Annotated in this window: 26 protein-coding genes; 13 read left to right on the forward strand and 13 right to left on the reverse strand. The window is 61.4% G+C overall.

All coding sequences use genetic code 11. From position 1 onward, the window contains the following. The first annotated feature begins 68 nt into the window (after positions 1 to 68). The 4 genes from FJ973_RS10315 (at position 69) to FJ973_RS10325 (ending at position 1,730) form a co-directional block, all read left to right on the forward strand. On the forward strand, positions 69 to 587 hold the full coding sequence (locus FJ973_RS10315; RefSeq protein ID WP_140497458.1) for a ferritin-like domain-containing protein: 519 nt from the start codon (positions 69 to 71) through the stop codon (positions 585 to 587). A gap of 154 nt (positions 588 to 741) precedes the next feature. Further along, a complete protein-coding gene (locus FJ973_RS30855; protein ID WP_181167175.1) occupies positions 742 to 879 on the forward strand; it encodes a hypothetical protein in 138 nt (45 codons plus the stop codon). Between the two features lie 134 nt (positions 880 to 1,013). Next, positions 1,014 to 1,484 (forward strand): YbhB/YbcL family Raf kinase inhibitor-like protein, encoded by a 471-nt coding sequence (locus tag FJ973_RS10320; protein ID WP_140555662.1) that lies wholly within the window; start codon positions 1,014 to 1,016, stop codon positions 1,482 to 1,484. An 84-nt stretch (positions 1,485 to 1,568) separates the two neighbouring features. Further along, positions 1,569 to 1,730 carry a hypothetical protein gene (locus FJ973_RS10325; protein ID WP_140497454.1) on the forward strand — a complete coding sequence of 54 codons (162 nt, stop codon included), beginning with the start codon at positions 1,569 to 1,571 and terminating at the stop codon, positions 1,728 to 1,730. Positions 1,731 to 1,867: 137 nt separating this feature from the next. Here FJ973_RS10325 and FJ973_RS10330 read toward each other — a convergent pair whose 3' ends face one another. Both FJ973_RS10330 and FJ973_RS10335 read right to left on the reverse strand, forming a co-directional pair. Then, entirely contained in the window at positions 1,868 to 2,461 is a 594-nt protein-coding gene (locus tag FJ973_RS10330) for a general stress protein (RefSeq protein ID WP_140555664.1), read from the reverse strand. 21 nt (positions 2,462 to 2,482) lie between these two features. Beyond that, positions 2,483 to 3,229, reverse strand: a complete 747-nt coding sequence (locus tag FJ973_RS10335) for a DUF4142 domain-containing protein (protein ID WP_140555665.1) — start codon at positions 3,227 to 3,229, stop codon at positions 2,483 to 2,485. 247 nt (positions 3,230 to 3,476) lie between these two features. Here FJ973_RS10335 and FJ973_RS10340 point away from each other — a divergent pair, with 247 nt between their 5' ends. Next, positions 3,477 to 3,806 carry a hypothetical protein gene (locus FJ973_RS10340; RefSeq protein ID WP_140555667.1) on the forward strand — a complete coding sequence of 110 codons (330 nt, stop codon included), beginning with the start codon at positions 3,477 to 3,479 and terminating at the stop codon, positions 3,804 to 3,806. A gap of 82 nt (positions 3,807 to 3,888) precedes the next feature. Here FJ973_RS10340 and FJ973_RS10345 read toward each other — a convergent pair whose 3' ends face one another. The 8 genes from FJ973_RS10345 to FJ973_RS10375 form a co-directional block, all read right to left on the reverse strand. After that, a complete protein-coding gene (locus tag FJ973_RS10345) occupies positions 3,889 to 4,239 on the reverse strand; it encodes a hypothetical protein (RefSeq protein WP_140497446.1) in 351 nt (116 codons plus the stop codon). Between the two features lie 2 nt (positions 4,240 to 4,241). Further along, positions 4,242 to 4,601, reverse strand: a complete 360-nt coding sequence (locus tag FJ973_RS10350) for a hypothetical protein (protein ID WP_140515218.1) — start codon at positions 4,599 to 4,601, stop codon at positions 4,242 to 4,244. Further along, the gene (locus FJ973_RS10355) at positions 4,601 to 5,821 is read right to left on the reverse strand and encodes an Nramp family divalent metal transporter (protein ID WP_140525122.1); all 1,221 of its coding nucleotides are present in this window, start codon (positions 5,819 to 5,821) and stop codon (positions 4,601 to 4,603) included. The genes FJ973_RS10350 and FJ973_RS10355 overlap by 1 nt, the downstream gene beginning before the upstream one ends. Next, complete coding sequence (locus FJ973_RS10360; protein ID WP_246673050.1) at positions 5,818 to 6,204, reverse strand: hypothetical protein; 387 nt, start codon at positions 6,202 to 6,204, stop codon at positions 5,818 to 5,820. The genes FJ973_RS10355 and FJ973_RS10360 overlap by 4 nt, the downstream gene beginning before the upstream one ends. A 477-nt stretch (positions 6,205 to 6,681) precedes the next feature. Continuing rightward, positions 6,682 to 6,918 (reverse strand): hypothetical protein, encoded by a 237-nt coding sequence (locus tag FJ973_RS10365; protein ID WP_140555670.1) that lies wholly within the window; start codon positions 6,916 to 6,918, stop codon positions 6,682 to 6,684. A gap of 139 nt (positions 6,919 to 7,057) precedes the next feature. Further along, on the reverse strand, positions 7,058 to 7,210 hold the full coding sequence (locus FJ973_RS31740) for a hypothetical protein (protein ID WP_318012592.1): 153 nt from the start codon (positions 7,208 to 7,210) through the stop codon (positions 7,058 to 7,060). After that, positions 7,207 to 7,671: a hypothetical protein gene (locus tag FJ973_RS10370; protein ID WP_318012593.1), complete on the reverse strand. Its 465-nt coding sequence runs from the start codon at positions 7,669 to 7,671 to the stop codon at positions 7,207 to 7,209. Before FJ973_RS10370 ends, FJ973_RS31740 begins: the two co-directional genes overlap by 4 nt. Positions 7,672 to 7,723: 52 nt before the next feature. Continuing rightward, positions 7,724 to 7,942, reverse strand: a complete 219-nt coding sequence (locus tag FJ973_RS10375) for a hypothetical protein (RefSeq protein WP_140555671.1) — start codon at positions 7,940 to 7,942, stop codon at positions 7,724 to 7,726. Positions 7,943 to 8,120: 178 nt separating this feature from the next. Between FJ973_RS10375 and FJ973_RS10380 the strand changes: the two genes are divergently transcribed. The 3 genes from FJ973_RS10380 to FJ973_RS10400 all read left to right on the forward strand — a co-directional run bounded on the left by FJ973_RS10380 (position 8,121) and on the right by FJ973_RS10400 (position 13,297). Continuing rightward, positions 8,121 to 10,454 carry an FdhF/YdeP family oxidoreductase gene (locus tag FJ973_RS10380; protein WP_140555673.1) on the forward strand — a complete coding sequence of 778 codons (2,334 nt, stop codon included), beginning with the start codon at positions 8,121 to 8,123 and terminating at the stop codon, positions 10,452 to 10,454. A gap of 806 nt (positions 10,455 to 11,260) precedes the next feature. Continuing rightward, a complete protein-coding gene (locus FJ973_RS10395) occupies positions 11,261 to 12,046 on the forward strand; it encodes an SDR family NAD(P)-dependent oxidoreductase (RefSeq protein ID WP_140497430.1) in 786 nt (261 codons plus the stop codon). A 72-nt stretch (positions 12,047 to 12,118) separates the two neighbouring features. Continuing rightward, on the forward strand, positions 12,119 to 13,297 hold the full coding sequence (locus FJ973_RS10400) for a zinc-dependent alcohol dehydrogenase (RefSeq protein WP_140497428.1): 1,179 nt from the start codon (positions 12,119 to 12,121) through the stop codon (positions 13,295 to 13,297). Between the two features lie 400 nt (positions 13,298 to 13,697). Here FJ973_RS10400 and FJ973_RS10405 read toward each other — a convergent pair whose 3' ends face one another. Both FJ973_RS10405 and FJ973_RS10410 read right to left on the reverse strand, forming a co-directional pair. Then, complete coding sequence (locus FJ973_RS10405; protein ID WP_140515210.1) at positions 13,698 to 14,069, reverse strand: response regulator; 372 nt, start codon at positions 14,067 to 14,069, stop codon at positions 13,698 to 13,700. Then, a complete protein-coding gene (locus tag FJ973_RS10410; RefSeq protein ID WP_140555674.1) occupies positions 14,066 to 17,173 on the reverse strand; it encodes a CheR family methyltransferase in 3,108 nt (1,035 codons plus the stop codon). The genes FJ973_RS10405 and FJ973_RS10410 overlap by 4 nt, the downstream gene beginning before the upstream one ends. A gap of 268 nt (positions 17,174 to 17,441) precedes the next feature. Here FJ973_RS10410 and FJ973_RS10415 point away from each other — a divergent pair, with 268 nt between their 5' ends. Further along, a complete protein-coding gene (locus tag FJ973_RS10415; RefSeq protein WP_140497422.1) occupies positions 17,442 to 18,038 on the forward strand; it encodes a response regulator in 597 nt (198 codons plus the stop codon). 40 nt (positions 18,039 to 18,078) lie between these two features. Here FJ973_RS10415 and FJ973_RS10420 read toward each other — a convergent pair whose 3' ends face one another. Further along, positions 18,079 to 18,351 carry a hypothetical protein gene (locus FJ973_RS10420; RefSeq protein ID WP_140497420.1) on the reverse strand — a complete coding sequence of 91 codons (273 nt, stop codon included), beginning with the start codon at positions 18,349 to 18,351 and terminating at the stop codon, positions 18,079 to 18,081. Between the two features lie 216 nt (positions 18,352 to 18,567). Between FJ973_RS10420 and FJ973_RS10425 the strand changes: the two genes are divergently transcribed. Genes FJ973_RS10425 through FJ973_RS10440 form a run of 4 tightly spaced genes read left to right on the forward strand, consistent with a single transcriptional unit; the run spans position 18,568 to position 23,124 of the window. Next, positions 18,568 to 19,674, forward strand: coding sequence for an SDR family NAD(P)-dependent oxidoreductase (locus tag FJ973_RS10425; protein ID WP_140497418.1), 1,107 nt, complete (start codon positions 18,568 to 18,570; stop codon positions 19,672 to 19,674). Next, the gene (locus FJ973_RS10430; RefSeq protein ID WP_140497416.1) at positions 19,671 to 20,750 is read left to right on the forward strand and encodes an NAD-dependent epimerase/dehydratase family protein; all 1,080 of its coding nucleotides are present in this window, start codon (positions 19,671 to 19,673) and stop codon (positions 20,748 to 20,750) included. The genes FJ973_RS10425 and FJ973_RS10430 overlap by 4 nt, the downstream gene beginning before the upstream one ends. Further along, positions 20,747 to 22,039 carry a TIGR04295 family B12-binding domain-containing radical SAM protein gene (locus FJ973_RS10435; RefSeq protein ID WP_140497414.1) on the forward strand — a complete coding sequence of 431 codons (1,293 nt, stop codon included), beginning with the start codon at positions 20,747 to 20,749 and terminating at the stop codon, positions 22,037 to 22,039. The genes FJ973_RS10430 and FJ973_RS10435 overlap by 4 nt, the downstream gene beginning before the upstream one ends. Then, positions 22,024 to 23,124, forward strand: a complete 1,101-nt coding sequence (locus FJ973_RS10440) for a glycosyltransferase family 4 protein (protein WP_140555676.1) — start codon at positions 22,024 to 22,026, stop codon at positions 23,122 to 23,124. The genes FJ973_RS10435 and FJ973_RS10440 overlap by 16 nt, the downstream gene beginning before the upstream one ends. The last annotated feature ends 2 nt before the right edge of the window (positions 23,125 to 23,126 follow it).

Here is a 23,126-nt window from a genome sequence, read left to right on the forward strand (position 1 = left end):
CGTGTTCAAGGTTATGGAAAGCTACACCGGTGGTGGAGCTTTCATGACAACCTTAGGGAGACGAAGACATGGCGACTGCGAAGAAGGCGGCGACGAAAGGGCTGGAAGCCCTGTTCCTCGACGGGCTGAAGGATATTTATTACGCCGAAAAGAAAATACTAAAGGCGCTGCCCAAGATGGCCAAGGGTGCCGAGTCCGAGGAGGTCGCGGCGGCGTTCGAGAAACATCGCGTGGAAACCGAAGGCCAGGTCGACCGCCTCGAACAGGTGTTCGACCTGATGGACAAGCCAGCCCGCGGCAAGACCTGTCCGGCAATCGACGGCATTCTCGAAGAGGGTTCGGAGATTCTCGACGACTATAAGGGCGACCCAGCATTGGATGCAGGACTGGTCGGAGCGGCACAGGCGGTCGAGCACTATGAAATCGCACGCTACGGCACGTTGATCGCGTGGGCTGAACAGCTTGGCAAGAGCGACGCGGTCAAGCTCCTCAACGAGACGCTCAAAGAGGAAGTGGCAACCGATGAAGCGCTTACAGGCTTAGGCGAAGGCGGGGTCAATGAGCGGGCTCTTGAGAAAGCCGCTTAGCCGCGGGGCAGCCCGGCGCTAAGCGCCCGGCAGCCTTCCTGTCCAGAGCGGGGTGCGTTCGAGTTGAACTGCGGGTCCTGCTCTGGATTTGGCTGCCGGGACCTCGACAAAACAGGTTGTTAAAATCACCGAACCTTACAGGAGGATCCGCGCAATGCCGGAAGACCTGTCTCGCGAGGAAGAGCAACGCGGTACCGGAAAGCTCATCACCTGGGGTGTCGTGATCGCCGCCGTGTTTTTTATTGGCCTCTTGGCCATATTCGTCCTCAAGCCGCTTATGACGGGATCTTAGAATCCTTTCGAGCCGCAGCGCGCTTAGCCGCGCCGGAACGTGCTCGCAAGCAATTCGATGGCCGCAAACAATTCCGGCACGCTTTGCGAGGCGGCGGTGATGCGATCGAATGTTCCCCCAAAGGAGTGCGAACCATGCCCCTGACGCTCAGCAGCCCCGCCTTTGCCGACGGCGGAGAGATCCCCGAAGCCTATACTCGTGACGGCAAGAACGTATCTCCGCCTCTGAAGTGGGCCGGGGTACCGGACGGCACAAAGAGCCTCGTCCTTGTCGTCCAGGATCCCGACGCGCCGAGCGGAATGTTCGGCCATTGGGGGGTGTTCAACATTTCGCCGGAGGTGCAGGAGTTGCCCGAAGCGGAAAGCGGCAGACCGGGTCCACAGGCCCTCAGGCAAGCGCGGAACGATTTCGGCAATGCCTATTACGACGGCCCTGAACCGCCTGCGGGCCACGGTGTCCATCACTACCACTTCCGGCTGGCGGCGCTCGACACGCCGAACCTTGCTATCCCCGCAAGCACGGGCGTGGAGCGTATCTGGCACGAGGCGCAAAAACATTTGCTGGAGCAGGCAGAACTCGTCGGAACCTACGAACGTGGCCGGTAATTGAAGGCAGATTGATCCGGGCGCCGTCGTCCACGCGCGGAACGGTTCTTCTCCTTGCCGGTTGTGAGGGAAAGGAGACGTCCCATGTTTGAAAGCGTCATGTGGTTGATCGTCGTCGCCGGCGGGCCATTGTTGCTGCTCGTATTGCTGGCCTACGTCATTGTCACCCGACGTCGCCGCGGTCCCGCAGAACGCAGAGAAAGCGATCGAGCCACCGATCGGCTCTATCATCAGGACAAGGATTGATTGTAGCTACCGTGGCCCACAGCAAACTTAATCAGCGGTCCAAACATCCCTCGCACATGTCCCGAAGATCAATTTCGGGCGAGGCACCCACGCCGGCCTGGCTGCAAAGTGCCCCGCCGCCCTGGCAGGCTTGTTCTTCAGGGCCGGTTTATTGCCCTGCCGCCGTCGCGCTCAGGGACATAGTCGCCCGCGTTGACGTCAAAGCCGGTCCAGCCATCCGCCTCGTAAGCCCTGCGGCGTTCCATCACGTCAACCGAGCTGGACTGACCCAGAATGTCCTCGGCTTCCGGAACAAGCCCATCGTCCACCTTGGCCGTCACCAGCGTACCGCCACGACGTACGCCCTCCGCATAGACATTTGCATCGTTTTCGGAAACGCTCGAATCCGTCAGAGCGCCAATGATACCGCCCGCCGCACCACCAGCCACCGCGCCGGCAACCGCCCCGGTGGCGGTAGCGGCAAGCCATCCGGCCGCAACCACAGGTCCGACGCCCGGAACGGCCATGACGCCCAACCCTGTCAGCAAACCGCCGGCGCCACCGACCACGGCCCCTATCCCTGCGCCGCTCGCGGCATCTTCAGCGGCTTCGGAACGATCTCTCTCGTACCAGCCATCCGAGTTGTTGGCGATGATGCTGATATTGGAATGTGGCACTCCGGACGCTTCCAGTTCGCCGACCGCGTCGGCTGCGTCGTCATAGTTGTCGAACAGTGCAGTTACGGTTTTCATTTTGATATCTCCTGATCGTGCTCACTTGCTGTCGGCGACGACGTTGCCCTGATAGTCGAGCCCGACGGCGACACTTTGGCCTGACTTGGTCGCCTGGCCGCGCCAGATGCCTTGATCGTCCTTGGCAAGCTTCGACACATTGGAATAGCCGGCATCCTCGATGCGGCTCTTTGCCTGGGTCTCGGTGAAACTGTTTGCGCCGGGCACCAGGGCCGCGGCATTGGGCGTGTTCGTGGTTTTCACAGCGGGCGTTGTCGCTCCCGTGATGGAGTCCTGGGCGGAGGCGATCTTTTCGATCATCTGCCGATGCATCTTCAAGGTGCCGACCGTTTGCTGGGCGAACGTCTTGAGGGCCGCGTTGTCGCCGTCGCGGGCGTAGCTTTCAAACAGATTGACGGCATCGGCGTGCGCCTTGCGCTGCATGTCCACATAGGCCGGATCGATTGGCGGCTGTGCGTTCTGGAGCTTATCCAGATCGGCCTGATGCTGCGCATCGAGCGCCGTCGGCACCTTCAACTTCTGTTCGCCGGCAATTGTTTCCAGCTTGGCGTTGGCCGCGCCATGGTCCCGGATCATCGTCTGCGCGAAATTCTTGATGCTTTGATCCTGGGCCTTGTCCTGGGCAATCTTGCTCGAATCGACCTCGAACTTGCCGCCGACGGCGGCCTTGTCGACGAAATCCTGGGCGCTGTCGGAAGCAGCCAAAGCAGGCATTGCGATAAGCATGGAAGCAGCGGCGAGCGAGGCAAGAAGGTGTCGCGTTTTCATTGGCTTTGTCCTTGTCGATGCGCGAACTTACGATGCGCCCTAACAAGCCAGGATGGGCTTTGTTCCGGCGCCGTGCGATGCGCTGCAAGCGCCTTCGGACAGGCCCCACAGCCGGCCAGGAGACCTTCAACATCGGGACCGCGGCGCGGAACAAATCGGCGGCTGCGAGATTTGATTTTAAATGCGACCCATGAGCGTCAATCTGTCGACCGAGCGAACTTGCCGAATTGGGTTCCGAGGAGAGTTCATGGCCAAGATTTCAAATTCCACACCTGCCGCAGCCAGGGGAGAAGTTCAGGCCGGAGCCACACGGGACAAAACGCCCGGATTCGATCCTGCAGTTGCCCCGTTCGAGACCGACGCCGAGGCGGCGGACACGCAGAACCCGGTCACTGAAGCAGGTCCGCAGCGTTCTCTCCGGCCAAAATTCGAAAACGATGCCAGCTTCGCCAACGCGATGCGGCCGGTGGAGAACGAGCCCCAACTGCAGCCCCGCAGCAACTGGCCGCTAATGATGATTGCGGCCGTCGTGCTGATAGCGGCCGCGGTGTTCCTGGCAGCCAGCCTGCTGCGGTAAGGCGCATCATCCTGAGTGCAGACAGCATCAGACAACCCTTGGCTGAGTTCGAGCACTTTCGCGCGGCCGTCCGCCTGGGTCGTCATCGATCCTGCCTCCCTCGTGGATGAAATTCGGGGGCGCCCTTCATGCCGGAAAGTTCCGTTGTCGAACACAGCAGCCGCGGCCGTGCAGGATCGGAGATGTCGAGCTTGTCCCAGGGAATACGGTACAGGCCGTCGCGACGGCGCAGCCGGAAGAAATCCAGCACCGCCGTGCCGATGGTCGAGGCCGAGAGACGCTCGAAAGCGGCGTAGATACCGACATGGAATTCGGTAACGACGAAGTCGTCGCCGGCCGGTTCGGCTCGTATCTCCTCGATATAGCCGATGCTTTCGCCTTGCCGCGAGAGAACGCGTCGTCCGGCCAGATGCTCGAGGTTGACGGTGGACATCATCAAGCTCCCGGAATGCGTCCGATGACATGGTCGCGCAGCCAGTCCTGCCAGGCGAAGATCGAGGTTTCGCGCACATCGATATCGAACTGGATGTCGACGCCTATGTCCTGGACCTTCTTCCAGGCGATCCGGTGCGGCTTGCGATGGCGTTTGCCGCCCCACGCTGCCGCGAGTTGCGTCATCCAACGCCCTGGCCGTACGCCCAGGCGACGCGCCAAGGTGACGGAGCCGAGCTCGACCGCGATGATCCTCGGCGGCTTGCCCGGCCGCAACTCCGCCACCAGCCCGTCGATCTTGCCGATCTTGACCTGTTCGCGGTCGACGATCTGCTTGTCGAGGATGTCGCGCAGCAAATCCATCAAGTGCCTCCGAATATCTGCAGGGGAATGGTCACCACGGCGAGCACGAAACCAAGCCCGATGATGAAGATCACCGCGGCATTCGAGACAATGCCGTTGCGGTGCTCGCCGACATAGCGCTTGTCGTTCAGCAGGAAAAGGAAAGGAATTACCGTCAGCGGCAGGCTGGCGGCGGTCAGCGCCATGGAAAAAATGGTGAGCTTCAGCGGATCGAGCCCAAGCATGATGGGGATGGCGGCCAGAAACAATGATACCGTGTAGACGGCACTGAAGCCAGGATCGTCGCGTGGCTTGAGGTTTTCGCCCCAGTTCCATCCAAACCCTTGCGCCACCAGATAAGCCTGTTGCAGCCCAACCTCGAGTGCGGCGCCGAAGCAAGCGATGGCGAGCGAGGCAACGAACAGGACGAACCCCCAGAAGCCGAATATCGGGATCAGCATCAACGGTAATTGATGATAGTCGTCGACCTGATCGATGCCGTGCGTTGCAAGCACGAGCGCGGCCACCATCAAGACGCCGATCGAAATGGTGCCGCCAAAGGCCATGCCCAGTCCGGCGATGGCCCGATTGGTTCCGAGATAGCTTCTGTCCCACTGGTCCTCGATCGCCCCCGAGGAATAGAACATGAACAGGTAAGGCGATATCGAAGCGCCAAGGATGCTGACCGCCATGAACCAGTAACTCGCCGCATCATGGGTCGGCAGTGTAGGCACCGCGCCGGACGCGACAGCTGTCCAATCGGGCTTCAGCATCATCGCTGCGACCACGAAGCACAGCGTCACGAGGCCGAGTATCGACACGCCTTTCTCGATCAGCCCGAACGTGCCTTTCCACAGCAACAGCCATGCCATCAAAGCCACGGGTAAAGCCCACCATTGAAAGCCAATGCCGGTGGCAAGTTCGAGCGCGATGGCAACACCACCGATCTCGGCGGACAGCACCATGAAATTGACCAGCAGGGCGGCAAGCAATGGCCATAGCGAAACGTTGAAGCCAAATCGTTCCCGGATCCCGTCGGAGATGGTGTGATGGCTCACGGCGGCAAACCGGCCGGCCATCTCGACCAGAAAAATGATGCAGATGGTGCCGAGAACCACCGCCCAGATCAGCTGGAACCCGAAGGTCGCACCTGCCTGGGCTGCCGTCGCCATCGATCCGACTTCCAGGAAACCGCCAACACTGGTGACGATGCCCAGCGATATTTCCAGGAGCTTCTTCATGGCTTCGGCGCGAAATATCTGAAGTGAGCGGCGGCCAGGGAGCGCGTGGCCGTCCGAATATCTTCTTGAGCCTCCTGCACTTGCGGGCGGCGGTCCGCTTGCAGTCCCGCACGGGCGCGGTCCACCGCGATCGACAGGTCCTTGACCGCCGCCGCCAAAGCAGCCTGCTCGGCAGGTTCAGCCGTAGTGGCCGATCGGATCTTCGCGTCGATGTCGGCCAGCGTCGTGCCGGCCGAGTGCAGCGTGCCCGAAGCATATTTGGAAGGGGCAGCTCCCGCCGCCCAGGCATCAAGCGTCATTGATACGGTCTGCGCCGTCGAGGCGGCAGTTCGGGATTGCTGTTCGATCTGGTCCGAGGACGAGCACGCGGTCGACATGGCCATGAGCAACAGCAGGCATGCGCTGTTGCGGCCAAGGCGACGACCGCTAAGAATTAGATCCGGCGTTGGACCCGCCACACGAATGACCTCCCCCACCAACGAAAACCATGTTCGGCGTAAGTTTTGATCTAGCGCGCCCGCCCTCCCCGTCAACCGACGGCCACGATCGAGCCCAGCACGGAGTGCAAGCCTGTCGGCCGCGGCAGGTGCCAAGCGGCAGCGACGGGGACCAGCTCGAGCGGAACAAAGGATCGGCAATCGGATTAACGAGGAGGCGGGCGGTTCGACTTCCATCCTGATCGCCGCGCCGCCCGAACGATCGACTGGCAGGGAAGGACCCCTCGATGCCCCGTCTGATTGCCTGGATAGCCATCGTGGTGATTGTGCTTGTCGCGGCTTGGATATGGTTCGGGCGCGATACATCGGGCAGCGGGGGCGGCAGCCAGCCGGCGCCTCACGCGATAGACCAGAACGGGTAGTTCAGCCTGGATGATCCTGCTCGGCGGCGCTCCGGGTGCGCTCGGCTTTGTACTCGTGGATCAGGCCCAGAATCTGAGCCTTGACCGTCTCGCGCGCCTCAGGTTGGACGAAAGGCATCAGCCGTTCGACAATTTCGCCGACCGTCTGCGGGAGATCCGCGGCGGAATCGGTGAGCTGGCTGCCATGTTCGTAGACATTGTCCGTCAATTTCTTGTCGAGGTCGGATAGAAATCCCATCGTCGCACTCCCCATCGCTGCCGTGCCCGCTGTCTCAATGGCTCGCCCGACAGAAATGTTCCGCATAACGATCCTAGGCATTGCAGACCGGCTGGATATCCGATGCCAGTGGCCGGAGGAGTGTCGCTGCGCGATCACGTCAACGCAATGTCGTCTGGCCCGGATCCCCTCGCCTGGCCTTCGACGGGATCAGTTTCCCGGCATTGGCCCGCAATCCCCTGACGAGCTCTTCCAGATAGGGAAGCAGTTCGAAAATCAGGATCACGGCCATCACGCAGGCAATGTAGGTCACCGGCAGCTGCTGCGATTTCCAGACAAGTTCGAAGCGCGCGGTTTCCGTCCCCGCCCCGAACAAGGCGAGGAACTGTCCCCAGTGGAGGGAAAGGCGAGGAACTGTCCCCAGTGGAGGGAAATGACGCTGACCAGCCCCATCAGCGGGATCATCTCCAGGAAGCTGTGAACGTGCTGCTCGATCGGCGTGACGGTGCGGGCGGTGGTGGCGTAGCTGACGTCCCACATCGCTGTCGCCTCGTGGACGAAGAAGGTGACGATCATGATGAGAATGATGAGAGCATTCACGTCAAGAAACATGGCGGCCAGCAAAGGTATTCCGACCTCGGCGAACATCAGAAGGTGGATCAACGACTCCTTGGCGCCTGTCGTCGATTCGATGTGAGACGCGCGATGGCAGAGCCAGTCGGCAAATCCGGCGGCCAACCAGACCGGCAGCAGGAAATACATCAAGATCAGCACGGTAGGATCTGACAGCATGACATCCTTTCGCGCGGAATCCCGTTCGAGGTCGCTACTGCTGCCCCGGCATTTCGGTGTTTTCCTGGGGACTTTTCCGGACGCCCGCGGCTGGCGAAGTATCCGTCGGCGCGTTACCGCCCCGGTTCTGTTCAGGCGCCCGCTTCAGTGGCGAGGTATGCCAGCCCATGTCGGCATAGAGAAAGCCTATGAGGAAGCCGATGATGATGATGGCGGCTATCACGAGCGAAAGCACTGCATTGCGTCGCACCATTGCCAGGCTCCCTTCCCAAGCCGAACAGCCGATCACGAAAATAGTTCCACGACCGGCCGCGATCGCTCCTCGGCCGCGTCGGCTTCGACACGCAAGATTCGACGCCAATACTGCACGGAGCCGCGGGAACAATCGGTGACGGGCGAGGTTCGGTATCGGTTCTTCAAGGACGATCTCGATGAAACCTGCCGTAACCGACCGTATTGAAACAAAAAAATACAACCATCCCACAGGCGGATGGGGATCCCTGAGGTCATTGGTCCGCAAGGCATACGGCGAAGGCCTGCTGATGTCGGGCATATGGAGCACGCTGCTCAAGCAGAACAAAGCCGATGGCTACATGTGCGTTTCCTGTTCATGGGCCAAGCCGGCCGATCCGCGGCCCTTCGAGTTCTGCGAAAATGGCGCGAAGGCGACCATGTGGGATCAGACGAAGCTGCGTTGCGGCCCCGATTTCTTCGCGCGACATACGGTCACCGAACTGCTCGACTGGCCGGATCGTGACCTCGAAAAACAAGGCAGGCTTACGGATCCCCTGCGCTACAATGCCGTCACTGACCGCTATGAACCGGTTTCCTGGGATGACGCATTCCTCGAGATCGGCATGGAGCTCCGGCGGCTCGATCCGAAATCGGTCGTCTTCTACACATCCGGCCGGGCCTCGCTGGAGGCTTCGTTCATGTATCAGCTCTTTGCGCGTATCTATGGCTCATCGAACCTGCCCGATTCTTCCAACATGTGCCACGAATCGACATCGGTCGGGCTGCCCGAATCGATCGGCTCGCCGGTTGGAACCGTGCAGCTCGAGGACTTCTCCCAGTGCGACATGATGTTCTTTTTTGGCCACAACACCGGGGTGACGGCGCCGCGGCTGCTGCATCCGCTGCAAGAGGCTCGTCAACGCGGGGTGCCGGTGTTCACCTTCAATCCCTTGCCGGAAAGGGGGCTGAAGCGCTTCAAGAATCCGCAAGATCCGCTTGAGATGCTGTCGCCGGGCCCCGGCACGAAGATGTCCAGCGACTTCTTCCAGGTCCGCAGCGGCGGCGATATCGCCGCCATGACCGGCATCGCCAAGGCGGTGCTGGCGCTCGACGACGCGGCACGGGAACACGGGGATCCGCGTGTCCTCGACGGCGATTTCATTGCCGAGCACACGGATGGTTTTGCCGAATTCGAGGCTTACCTGCGGGCCGCCAGGTGGGAGGACATCGTCAGGCGCTCGGGAATTGCGCAGGCGGATCTCGAACATGTTGCCGAGGTCTACAGCCGCTCCAACGCGGTGATCGGCAATTACGGCATGGGTTTGACACAGCACCGGCACGGTACCGAGAACGTCCAGATGCTATGCAATCTGCTGCTCATGCGCGGCAACATGGGAAAGCCCGGCGCCGGCATTTCACCGCTGCGCGGCCATTCCAATGTACAGGGCCAGCGCACTGTCGGCATATCCGAAAAACCCGAGCTCGTTCCGCTCGACAAGTTCGCCCGGTTCTATGATTTCGAGCCGCCACGCGAGAAGGGTCTCGACACGGTCGAGGCCTGCGAGGGCGTCATCGCCGGCTCGGTGAAAGGCTTCATCGGACTCGGCGGCAATTTCGTTCGCGCCGTGCCCGAAACCGGCCTGATCGAGAAAGCATGGCGTCGGCTTGGGCTGCATGTCGAAGTCGCCACCAAGCTCAACCGCAGTCATCTCCTGCCGGGGGCGGTGACCTATCTGCTGCCCTGCCTGTCGCGGCTGGAAAGGGACCATCAGGCGAGCGGCGACCAGACCGTTTCGATGGAGGACTCCACCGCCTGTATCCACGGCTCCTTCGGTTCGCGTCCGCCGGCTTCACCGCATCTGCTTTCCGAACCGAAGATCGTGGCGGAACTGGCCAAGGCCACCGTATCGGGGGTGAGTTCGATCCCGTGGGATAAATGGGTCGCCGATTATTCCCTTATCCGCGATGAGATCGAGCGTTGTTACCCGCAGCATTTTCGTGAGTTCAACAAGCGGTTCCTGACGCCGGGAGGCTTTCACCGCGATATCAAGGCCTCGAAACGGGTCTGGGAGACGCCGAACAAGAAAGCCAATTTCAAGCTGCCGACGACGCTTGAAACAGACCCGGACATCGATGTTTCGGGTCACAATGTGCTGACGCTCATAACGGTGCGCTCCAATGACCAGTTCAATACCACCGTCTATGGGTACAATGACAGACTGCGCGGCATACACGGCACACGCATGGTCCTGTTGATGAACGAGGCCGACATTCAGCGGTTCGGATTGAGCGCCGGGCAGGAAATCGATCTGGAAACCCATGCCGACGATGGCGTGGAGCGGCGGGTTCGAGGTTTGCGCATCACCCCCTACTCCGTGCCCGAAGGCAACTGCGCCGGTTATTATCCGGAACTCAATCCCCTGGTTCCTCTGTGGCACCGGGCCAAGAAGGCTCACGTCCCCGCCGTAAAGTCGGTTCCCGTCAGAATTGTTGCCAGGGAACCCAAAACGAGAAGCTCGGCGCGCCACTAAAGCAATCCAGGAAAAGTGTGTACGGCTTTCCGGGGAAAAGCGCGGTGCGCTTTCCCTTAGGAATTGCGCAAAAACAACAACACAGAGTGGTTAGCCGTTTCCGCAGACGATGAACTGCTCTATGGCGGTCCCAGTCTGGTGGGCCAGGCCGGTAGCTAGCCGCCAGCCGGCTTAGGGGATGCCGGCTGGGCCGGTTGGGTGCCTTGCTGATCTCCGCCGGTGGTGGTTTGTGGGGTGGGGTTCGTGTCGGTTGTGGGGTTTTTGTCGACCGGCTGACTGTTCGTATCCGCTTTGGATTTGTCGGGATCGGGATTGTTGCACCCGGCCAGACAGACCAGTGCCAGCATCAGCAACACGGCTCTCATATCGATACTCCTTCGGTGGGAGATGGCGAAGCAGCCTGCCAAGCTTCCATCCGGTCGAATCGCACCGAAAGCCCCTGCCTGGCCGCGCTTCTGGCCAACATGCGATCCAGTTCGGCATCTTCGATCGGGCTGCGCATCACCTCACGAATGGCCCTGCAAGCCAACTCCGTCGACACGAAATCATATCGCCTGCTCCTGGTCAGCACATATTGCTCGACCAGCATTTTCACACGCCGGAGCGCGATCTTATCAGCATGTTGCATCATGTTCCTCCTGCACGCGCCGAACTGCGGGACCATCCGGTTGTTCCCGCCCGAATTCCGAAAATCCATCGCCCGGTCAAGAGCAGAAGTCAGACTCCCGACAGGCGCCGACCGGACGATACCGATCCACGGAACAATCATCTCCTCTGCTGGTTCGGCCGGCACGACGGAGGAAATCATGACGGATGCAAAACTCGCAGTGGTCACCGGCGCCTCGAGCGGCATAGGCAAGGAACTTGCGAAACTCTGCGCGAAGGATGGCTACAATCTTGTCGTTGCGGCTGATGAACCGGCAATCCAGCAGGCCGCCGAGGCACTCGGCTCACATAATATCGCAGTCGAAGCCGTCGAGGCCGATCTCGCGACCGTCGAAGGCGTGGATCGGCTGATCTCCCGAATTGGCGAGCGTGACATCGACCTGCTGTTTCTCAACGCTGGACGCGGGCTCGGCAATGGCTTCGTCGACCAGGACTGGGGGAAGATCCGGCGCATCATCGACACCAATATCACCGGAACGGTGTATCTCGCGCATGAACTCGGCGCCAAGATGGCTCGCCGCGGGCGCGGGCGCATTCTTTTCACCGGGTCGATCGCCGGTTTCATGCCCGGGACTTTCCAAGCCGTCTACAACGGCACCAAGGCATTCATCGATTCCTTCGCGATCGCCTTGCGTCACGAATTGCAGGACACCGGCGTCACGGTGACCGTGTTGATGCCCGGCGCCACGCAGACACGCTTCTTCGAACGCGCCGAGATGATGGACACCAAGGTCGGCACCGACGAGAAGGACAATCCGGCCGACGTTGCCAAGGCCGGCTACGAAGCGATGATGACTGGCGAAGAACAGGTGGTCAGCGGCTGGAAGAACAAGCTGCAGGTCGCCGCTGCGCATGTCACGCCAGCGGGTACGCTGGCCGAACAGCACCGCGAGATGGCTGCGCCGGGCTCGGCGTCCCAGGACTGACCGGCGGCATCTTCGGCGCCACGCACGAGAAACGCGCGTTGAAACGCGCCCTCGAAACTCAGGAGCAACATCGTGAAAGCCCTTACATGGCACGGCAAAGGCGACATACGCTGCGACCAAGTGGCCGATCCCGTCATCGAGGATGACCGCGACGTGATCATCAAGGTTACCTGCTGCGCCATATGCGGCTCCGACCTCCACCTGATGAACGGTTACATGCCGACGATGAAATCGGGCGACGTGCTTGGCCACGAGACGATGGGCGAAGTGGTGGAGGTTGGTCAGGGCCATTCGAAATTCAAGAAGGGTGACCGGGTGGTGGTGCCGTTCAACATTTCCTGCGGCGAGTGCTGGTTTTGCCAGAACGGGCTGTTTTCGCTTTGCGACCGCTCGAATCCCAACGCAAAACAGGCCGCCGAAGCGATGGGTCAATCGCCGGCCGGCCTTTTCGGATATTCGCATCTTGTCGGCGGCTATTGGGGCGGACAAGCGGAATATCTGCGGGTTCCGTTCGCCGATGTCGGTCCGATCAAGGTGCCGGAGGGAATGGAAGATGAACAGGTGCTGTTTCTCTCCGACATCTTCCCGACCGGCTACATGGCGGCAGAGAACGCCGGCATCGAGCCGGGCGATACGGTCGCGATATGGGGTTGCGGCCCGGTTGGCCAATTCGCCATCCAGAGCGCGTGGATGCTCGGCGCCGGCCGCGTCATCGCCATCGACAAGGTGCCGGAGCGGCTGGCCATGGCGCGTGAACACGGCAAAGCCGAGACGCTCGACTTCAGCAATTCCAATATCTACGACGCACTGATGGCGATGACCGACGGCCGCGGCCCGGATCGCTGCATCGACTGCGTCGGCACTGAATCCGACCCCGGCGCCAGCGCCGACGCCATGCTCGACAAGGTGAAGGCCGCCGTCTATCTCGGCACCGATCGGCCGCATGTGCTGCGAGAGGCGATCTATTGCTGCCGCAAGGGCGGCACCATCTCGGTTCCCGGCGTCTATATCGGCCTGGTCGATCACATCCCGTTCGGCGCCGCGATGAACAAGGGGCTGACCTTCCGAATGGGCCAAACCCATACCCAGCGCTATCTCGAACCACTTCTGGCCAAGGTCCAGAATGGCGAGATCGACCCGTCTTTCGTCATCACCCACAGAGCCGAGCTCGAAGCCGGGCCGGACCTCTACAAGACCTTCCGAGACAAGCAGGATGGTTGCATCAAGGTGGTTATGCGGCCGCATGGCTGAGATGTCGCAATTCCAGAGGCAAGAGCTGTCTCATTCCCGGCATCCGTTGGACGCCCGCCCGATCGGCATTGGCAGTTCGGAACCTTCTGCTGTGTCGGCGATTGACCCGCTGAGTTCGGTTCAGAAGAAGGGTGCCGCCATGGCCAACGAGAATTCTCGCTCGAAACCCGTTATTCGGTCTCCGAACACCGATGGTTTGCCACACCCGAGGCGAGACGCCGGTGATACGGACGCAGGGGCGAAATCGCCGACGCCGAAGACTGCCGGAGGATCTCACCCTTCAGCCCCTCCCCTGGACAATCCCACAGCCAATCGAAAGGTCGTCCCCGTCAGCCCAGCACGACTCCGCGACCGACGGACAAGCCCTTGGACTGATCCTGTGGCGCCCTTCGAGTGCCCGTCAACGCGAAACGTCGCGCAGCGACCCCAGGTCGGCCAGCGCAGCCAGGATAGCTGCTTCAGTCGCCGGCTTGGGCACGAATTTGCAGTCGCGAAAGGATGCCGGTAGGTCGCGCGCGCCAAATCCCGTCATGAGGGCGAAGGGAACACCCTGCGCCTGCAATGTCTCCGCGAGGGGCAGGCTCGTTTCACCGTTCAACTGAATGTCCAGCAACGCCATGTCGATCTTGTCCGAGCCGACGAGACGAAGCGCCGCGGCTACCGAAGGCGCGGGACCGACCACCTGGTAACCGGCGCTACGCAGGACTAACGCGGTGTCTTCCGCGATTAGCCATTCATCCTCGACAACCAGGACGCGCGGTCCGTCGTTCACGACCCCTCCTTCCGGTTAACGGGAAATGCGATCTGAACGTTGAGGCCTTCCTTGCGAAAAACGGTTTCGACATGGCCGCCAAGCCTGTAGCCGATCTCTCCCTGCAGCAGCGTGAGGCCGAAGCCGCTGCCGACGGGTTCATTGACAGGGGGACCGTCCTTCTCGCGCCAGGTAAGCGTAAACATGTCGTCAGCGATCGACCACATCACCACCACCTTGCCACGAGGTTTGGAAAGACCGCCATATTTGGCCGCGTTGGTGGCCAGTTCGTGGACGGCCATGCTAAGGGAAAGGCCCTGTTGCGGTCCAAGTTCTATCTCCTGGCCGTTCAGTTCGAACCGTTCAATGCCAAACGGCTCGAGCTCCTGGTGAAGCAGCTCGCTGACCGAAGCTTCCTTCCAGCTTTTCCGGCTCAATAACCCATAGGCCCGCGACATCGCATGCAAGCGCCCGATCAAGGCTTCCGCGAATTCATCCTTCGACACGGATTTCTCCCGCGTGCGGCTCGCAATGCTGACGATCACCGCCAACATGTTCTTGACCCGGTGGTTGAGCTCAGAGATGAGAACCTGCTGATGTTCTTCCGCCTGAGCCAGAGTGGTGACGTCGACCAGTGTCACGACCACACCCTGAACGCGGTTGCTCTTGTCCCGATAGGGATTGATATGGACCATGTGAAACCGCCCGGCGCTGTCGCGCGCAAGGTGGTGGTTCAGGGTCTCGCCTGTCTCGAACACCTCGGCGATATGCTGCTTCAACTCGGGATACTCCAACTGGCTCGACAGGTCCGTCAGCGGCCGGCCGACGTCGGAGGGTCGCAGACTGAAGAACGACGAAGCCGCGGGCGTGAAGGTCCGCACCACCAGATTGCGATCGAGGAAAATGGTCGCGATCTCCGTGCTTTCGAACAGGTTGCGCAGATCGCTGTTGGCGTGATCGAGTTCCTCGATCTTGTTCGTCAACTCGGCATTGATAGTGTTCAGTTCCTCATTGAGCGACTGCATTTCCTCCTTCGAGGCCTCAAGTTCCTCATTGGTCGACTGGGCCTCCTCGTTGACAGAGACGAGTTCCTCGTTGGACGATTTCACCTCTTCCAGTGCGGTCTCATATTCCTCGATCGTCGATTGCAGGCGCTCCCTCGCATCGCGCAGTTCTCGCTCCAGATCGGCGGTGCTGTCGGTGTCATGGCTGCCGCCTTGGTCTGTGCGGATCTGCGTAGGTCCCGACGGTTCGAACAGGACGAGATAGAGCGGCTCGCCATTGTCGCGTTCCGCCAGCGGCTCAATGGTGAGCTTGATCGGCTGGATCCGCTCATCATCCTCCTCGACCGTGAGATTTTCCCGTATGACGGTCCGGCGCGTCGACGTCGCTTCCCGCAGCGCGGCGCGCAAGTCGAGTCGCAGCCCACGGCGCGCCATTGTCAACAGTTGCCGGCTGGGAATGCCTTGCGGCGCTTCGAGATATTTGCCGGTGCGAGCTGAGTAGTAGACGACATCGCCCTCGGCGTTGACCAGCACATGCGGGGGGGCGAAGCGCTCCAGCACCTGCGCCTCGACCGCCTGGCGTAGGGGATAACCGGCGGCTCCCTTCCTCAAGCCAGTGCTCTCGGACGGGAATGCGCCTGAACGGCCATCGCCGATCAGGGCCGGCAGCCTGACATGCGGCGAGGCATGCTCCCGCGCCTGGAAGATGCGATGTTTCTTGTCGACGGTAGCGAACAGATCGTCGTTCTGTCCGACGCTCTCCGAGGTGCCGAGGAAAAGGTAACCGCCAGGCTTCAGGGCGTAATGAAAAATAGGAATGACCCGGCTCTGAATGGCTGGGCCGAAATAGATCAGCAGGTTGCGGCACGAGACCAGGTCCATGCGTGAGAAAGGCGGGTCGCGAACGACGCTGTGCGGCGAGAAGATGCACAGCTCCCGTATCTCGTTGCTGATGACATAGGTGTCGCCGTCGCCATTGAAAAACCGTTGGCGGCGTTCGGGGGAAAGTCCCTGCAGCAAGGCTTCGGGATAGCGCCCTGCCCGCGCCACCGCCAGCGCCGGTTCGTCGATATCGGTCGCGAATATCTGGATTCGCGGAACGACCGGGAGCTTTTCCACATGTTCGCGTAGCAGGATGCCGATGGAGAACACCTCTTCGCCTGTGGCGCAGCCGGGAATCCACACCCTGATGATGTCGTTGGCGGTCTTGCCTTCGAAGAGTTGCGGTACGATCTTTCGCTCGAGCATTTCGAAGGCCTCGGGATCGCGAAAGAAGTTGGTGACGTTGATCAGCAGGTCGCGAAAAAGGTTCATCACCTCGCGAGGGTCCTTCTGCAGCCATTCCACGTATGCGCCAATGGATTGCATCTGCGCGATCTGCATGCGCCGCTTGATGCGTCGCAGGAACGTCTTGGTCTTGTAGCCCGAGAAATCATGGCCTGAGTGGCTGCGCAGGATGCCGTAGATCTGAGACAGGACCTTTTCCATACCCGCCGTGCGGACGCTATCCTCCTCCGCCAACCCATTCAACGCGTCGAAGCCGCGCGTGAAGGCTTCCAGTTTCGTGCCGATCTCCTCGGCGGGCGCGGCTATATCGATAAGTCCGCTGGTGATGGCGCTCTGCGGCATATCGGGGTTGCGCGGGCCGTAGCCGTCGGAGATCTGCGCGACGGTGAGCCCGCCATGCTCCTTGATCGCCTTGGCGCCCAAGGTTCCATCGGAATCTCCGCCCGACAGGATGACGCCGACGGCATGTTCGCCCTGGTCTTCGGCCAGTGCGCTGAAGAAGATGTCTATGGGTTTGCGCTCCTGGCTGAACCCATTGGGCCGGCGCAGGCGCAGCATTCCCTTGTCGATGGTCATGGTCACGTTCTGCGGCATGACATAGACGTGGTTCGGTTGAACGACCATGCCGTCCGCCGCGATTTCGACCGCCATTTCGGTGTAGCGGCCGACGACCTCGTGCAACAGGCTCTCTCGCTTAGGGCTGAGATGAGTAATGACGACGAACGCCATGCCGGGCTGATCGGTCATCCCCTTGAACAGCCCTTCCATCGCCGGAATCCCGCCGGCGGACGCGCCGACGCCCACGATGGGAAATCTTTTCGCCTGGGCTGTCACTGGAAGTTCCCCTTTCGGCACCTTTGTGCGAAATCACTTATGAGCAGGCTGGACAGCAGGTAAGCATAGGCGCGGCGGAGATACGGAACAAGTCGCGACGGATGGCGTTGAATTTGGAGTTCACGTGTTCAATGACCAAACGTCCATCTGAAACAAAGCTCCCGACGCACATGGAGTCAGCGGCGTGGAATTGCCGGGCTCGTGCCGAAACGCCAGCAGGCTCGGCGACACTGTTTCCACCAGATACTGCTCGAGAAAGGATGACCGGGTGCGCGATCTGCAAGGGGTGCATCTTCTGATCGTCGAAGACGAATGGATGGTAGCCGGAGATCTCGCCCGCTATTTCAGCAATATGGGTGCGATCATCCTGGGACCGGCAGCGACGGTCGAACAAGCATCATTGCACACTGAATCGGCCGAGGCTGCCATCCTCGACGTCAACCTCAACGGGCGACGTGTCTTTCCGATCGCGGACGAACTGATGCGCCGCGGCGTCCCGTTCGTGTTTTTCAGCGGTGACAGCGATATCGCCATTCCCGAACATCTCCGGCATGCCAGCAACCTGCGAAAATCCTCGGGCAGCGGGGCTGTATTCAACGCCCTTTTCCCGCCGCAAGGCCCGGCTGAGGCGAGCGGCTTTGTGCCAAGTTCGCCGGATGACGTGTTTTCGCTCCTGCCCAAGCTCAGGCTTGCGGCACGTCTGTTGCTGGGGGATGTGGAAGCCTCCGACCGGCTTGTCGAAAGGACGCTCGAGCGAGCGATCCGTGACATCGACCAAAGGCGGATCGGCCAGTCCACCGAAGACTGGCTTAACGCCATCATGCGCGATTTGGCAAAGTCCGGCGGCGCAAGGCTTCTGAACTGAGCCGAACCAGGTTTCCGATTGATCGCCAGCCGGCCCTCGGTCAGCCCTTTTGGTCACGCTCGACGAACTTGTTGAAACGGCTGGTTTGCCCGCCGCCGGTGTTGGCCTGGTAAAGAAAAGCCAGACGGTTCTCATCGAATATCCGAAAGAACTCATCCCATTCGACTGGTTCGAATGCCTCCTCGGGCTCGCCGAAATCGATCCGCAGGATGCCGCCCTCGCCCTTGGTTCGCACCACTGCCGGCCGGCCGTTCCGCTCCTCGGCCCATTTGCGAATCTCCTCGTGATTGGTGGTCGTCTGCGATTGCGACATTGAAATCTCCTTTCAGCCAGCTCTCTCGCCGCGCACGCACCGCGGCAACTGTTGAGCGTCCTAACAGCACACGGCAGGCAATGTTCCAGCACCCGTCGCGTGGTGCGATGCGCCTGCTGTCGAATGAAACCGCCAGGAGAACTTTGTTGATGCGCAGGGAACAAAGCTTTTGCCGAGAAGTTGGGGGCGCCGAGGTCACCAGTCCGAGGAGTTGTCGTGAAACGTATACTGGTCACAGGGGGCTGTGGTTTCATTGGTCGCCACGTCGCACAAGAATTCGCCGATCACGGTTATTCGGTTTGCATCCTAGATGCATTGCTGGATCAGGTGCATGCCGGCGAAGCGGTCAACCTTCCCGCTGGAGCCGAACTGATCAAGGGCGACGTGCGCGATCGCGAAGCCGTCACCAAGGCGCTGAAGGGCGTCGACGGGGTGGTTCACCTGGCTGCGGAAGTCGGCGTCGGCCAATCCATGTACGAGATCGCCCGCTATGTCGGCGCCAACGATCTCGGCACTGCAACACTGCTCGAGGTGTTGATCAAGCACCCGGTCGAGCGGATCGTCGTCGCGTCTTCGATGAGCGTCTACGGCGAAGGTCTGTATGCCACGCCCGACGGCCGGCGCGTCGGCAACGCCCGACGCAAGGCCAACGACCTCAAAGGCGGACAGTGGGATCCCTTGTCGGCGGACGGTGAACCTCTCTCGCCGTTGCCGACAGACGAAGAAAAGCCGATCGATCTCGCCTCCATCTATGCATTGACGAAATATGCCCAGGAACGCGCCGTGCTGATCTTCGGCGAAGCCTATGGCGTCGATGCGGTGGCGCTGCGCCTGTTCAACGTTTTCGGCGCCGGACAGGCGCTTTCAAACCCCTATACCGGCGTGCTGGCCAACTTCGCCTCGCGTCTGGCCAACGGCAAGCGGCCGATGATCTTCGAAGATGGCCAGCAGAAGCGCGATTTCGTTCATGTACGTGACGTCGCCCGCGCCTTTCGCCTGGCACTGGAGCAACGCCAGGCAAAAGGCCACGTCATCAACATCGGAAGCGGCCGGGCTTATGCGATCCGCGATGTCGCGCGGCTGCTGGCCGAGGCCATGGGAACGCCGGACCGCTCGCCCGAGCTGCTCGGCAAAGCGCGTTCCGGTGACATTCGCAACTGCTTCGCCGACATTTCCAAGGCGCGCGAACTGCTGGGTTTCGAACCAGGGCGGCAGTTGGAGAATTCCCTCGGCGACTTCGTTTCCTGGGTGCGCAACACGATTGCCATCGATCGCGGCGCCGACATGAAACGCGAACTCGAAGAACGCGGGCTGGTGTCATGAAGCCGGGTAGGCGCAACCGTCGCGAAGCACCTGTCGCCATCGTCGGCGGCAGCGGCTTCATCGGGTCCAATCTTGCCGACAGCCTGTTGTCGGACGGCGAGCCGGTGCTGGTGATCGACAATCTCAGTCGCGCTGGTGTCGAACAGAACCTTGAATGGTTGTCGCACAAGCATGGAAGCCGCCTCACCGTGGAAACCGTCGATGTGCGCGACGCCAACGCCTTGGCTTCGGCCCTCACGGGGTCGAAAGCCATATTCCACCTGGCCGCGCAGACCGCCGTTACCACCAGCCTGGTTCGGCCGGGCGAGGATTTCGACATTAACCTTAGAGGAACTTTCAACGTCCTGGAGGCGGCGCGACAGAGCGGCGAACGAATCCCGGTGATCTTCGCCAGCACCAACAAGGTGTACGGCAGCCTCCCCGACATTGCGGTTCGCCCGGAGGGCGAGCGCTATGTGCCCTGCGACCCTGCGATCCGCACCGAGGGCATCGGCGAGGGCCGCAGCCTGGACTTTTGCACACCCTATGGCTGCTCCAAAGGCGCGGCCGACCAGTACGTGCTCGACTACGCCAAGTCCTATGGCTTGCCGACGGCGGTCCTGCGGATGAGCTGCATCTACGGCCCGCGCCAGTTCGGAACGGAGGACCAGGGCTGGGTTGCGCACTTCCTCCTTTGCGCGCTTTCGGGGCGGCCGATAACCATTTACGGCGACGGCAGGCAGGTGCGCGACATCCTGCACGTCTCCGATGCAGTTGCAGCCTACAGGGCCGTGCTCGACCGGATCGAGACGATCACGGGCCAGGCGTTCAATCTCGGCGGCGGACCGAAAAATGCGCTCAGCCTGCGCATGCTGTTGAGCGAGATCGGCAGCCTGACGGATCGAGCACTGTCGATCCGCTATGAGGCAGAGCGGACGGGCGACCAGCCCTTCTTCGTCGCCGATACGAGAAAGATGCAAACCACGCTTGGCTGGACGGCGCATGTTTCGTGGCGAGAAGGCATCCGCGACCTCGCCGAATGGTTGCAGCGTCACCGGCTCGAACCCCACGCCGAAGCCGAGAGGTACGTCGCATGAAAATCGCGTTGGTCAACCCATTCTGGACCTACGACGACAGCATCTATTTCGGCTGCCGCCAACCGCATCTACCCCTGGAACTCGGCTACTCGAAAGCCTTGCTCGAACGGGCTGGCCATGAGGTGCTGATGCTGGACGGACAGCTTCAGAAGCTTGACAATTCCAGCCTTTCCGAACGGGTGGCCGAGTTCGCGCCGGCAATGACGGTCGTCACCACAGCGCCGACCTATCTGTTCTGGCGCTGCGCGCCGCCGGAATTGCGCGTGCCGGCCGATTTTCTCAACCGCCTTGCCGGGCGGGGCGGGCGCACCGTCGCGGTCGGGCCGCATGGCTCGGCGACACCGGCGCCAACGCTGCGCAAGCTCGGCGTCGACATCATCGTGCGCGGCGAATGCGAGGAGGTCGTGGCCGACCTTGCACGGCGCGATGATTGGAGTGCGGTGTCGTCAACCGCCTACTTTAGCGAAGCAAGGCTGATCTCGAACGGCGGCGTTCACGCCAGTTCGTTCATCGACCATCCGCCGCTCGAATGGCCATCGGACTGGATCGCCGCGCACGCGCACCACCATCACAGGTTCGACGACCACCAGGTGGGGTTCGGCGCGGAAGTCGAGGCGTCGCGCGGCTGCCCTTACAATTGCAGCTTCTGCGCCAAGATGGATTTCCGCGATGCCTATCGCCGCCGAAATCACGAGGCGGTCGTGACGGAAATAGACCGGCTGATCGCCCAAGGTGTCGGCTATATCTACTTCATCGACGAGATTTTCCTGCCGCAGAAAGCCTTGCTAGAGGCACTGGTCGACCGTGACGTGAAATTCGGCGTACAGACCCGCATCGACCTGTGGAAGCCCGAACTGCTGGAATTGCTTGGCGCGGCCGGTTGCGTGTCAATCGAAGCGGGACTCGAAAGCCTGACAGTGGAGGGCCGGGCCATGCTGGCCAAGCGCTGCCGCCTGGGCACGGAGGAACTCGCCGCGCTGCTCGTCGATGCAAGACGCCATGTTCCGTTCGTCCAGGCCAATCTGATCGGCGTGGTCGAAGATGACCCTGCCCTGGTCGACTACTGGCGAAACCACCTAATCGACAACGGCGTATGGGCCAATGAGCCGGTACCGCTCTATCCCTACCCGAGTTCGCCCAGCTATCGCGAGCTTTGGGGCGAGCCCGATGACATCGCGTGGGAGCGCGCGCATGAACACTATCTCGCCTCGTTCCAAAAATTCAGCGACATCCAGGAGAAGCGCCCGCGTCCGCTGGCGGAACTGGAGGCGACATGTTGCGGACACTGACCCCGCGTTCGCGGCGCATCCTGATGACGGTCGATGCCGTGGGCGGCGTGTGGCGGTACGCGCTTGATCTGGCGCGGGAATTCGTGGACGGCGGGGACAGCGTTTTGCTCGCCGGTCTCGGTCCGGAACCATCCACGCAACAGGCCGAAGAAGCACAGTCCTTGGCGACACTGACCTGGCTGAACACGTCGCCGGATTGGATGACCCGCAATGCCAGCGACCTCGATGCGTTGCCGGGGGAGTTGCATGCGCCCATTCGTGACCACGCCATCGACCTTGTTCATCTCAATGCCCCGACGCAGGCAGTGGGGCTCGATGCGCCCTGCCCTATCGTGGTGGTCTCGCATTCCTGCGTGGTCACATGGTTCCATGCCGTCAAGGGACAGGCGGTGGACAGCCCATGGGATTGGCAGAAGCAGCGCAACAGGCGCGGCTTCGACACGGCCGACGCCGTCATCGCGCCGAGCCACAGCCACGCCGGCATGCTCGAAACCTGCTATGGACAAATCGCGCGTCTCAATGTCGTCGCCAACGGCGCCCGCCCGGTTGCGAAAGCCGAAAAACGTCAACCGCTCGTCTTCGCCGCCGCCCGCTGGTGGGACGAAGCCAAGAACGCCACGGTGATCGACCAGGCCGCGTCGATAACGCAATGGCCCGTCTTTGCAGCCGGTTCCACGCTAGGTCCGGACGGCCAGCACGCCCGCTTCAGCCATGCCGTCGCTCTCGGAGCGCTACCGCATGACGAGATGCGCTCCCTGATGGCACGCGCCGGAATCTTCGTGTCGCCATCGCTCTACGAGCCGTTCGGCCTGGCGACGCTGGAAGCGGCCATGTCGGCGACGCCGCTGGTTCTATCCGACATCGCCACCTACCGCGAGTTATGGGACGGGGCCGCGCTATTCTACGACGCGCGCGATCCGCATGATCTCGCCACCTGCATCAACCGTCTCTCCGCGGATGCGCAGCACAGGCGGGAGCTCGGACGGGCAGCCCTGCGCCGGAGCCGCAGGTTTTCGTTGGCGAGGCAGGCAGCGGCCATGCGCGACGTCTACGACAAAGCGGCCTTAGCGATGGCGGAGCGCTGATC

This window comes from Mesorhizobium sp. B2-1-3, assembly GCF_006442495.1.
Taxonomy (GTDB): Bacteria; Pseudomonadota; Alphaproteobacteria; order Rhizobiales; family Rhizobiaceae; genus Mesorhizobium.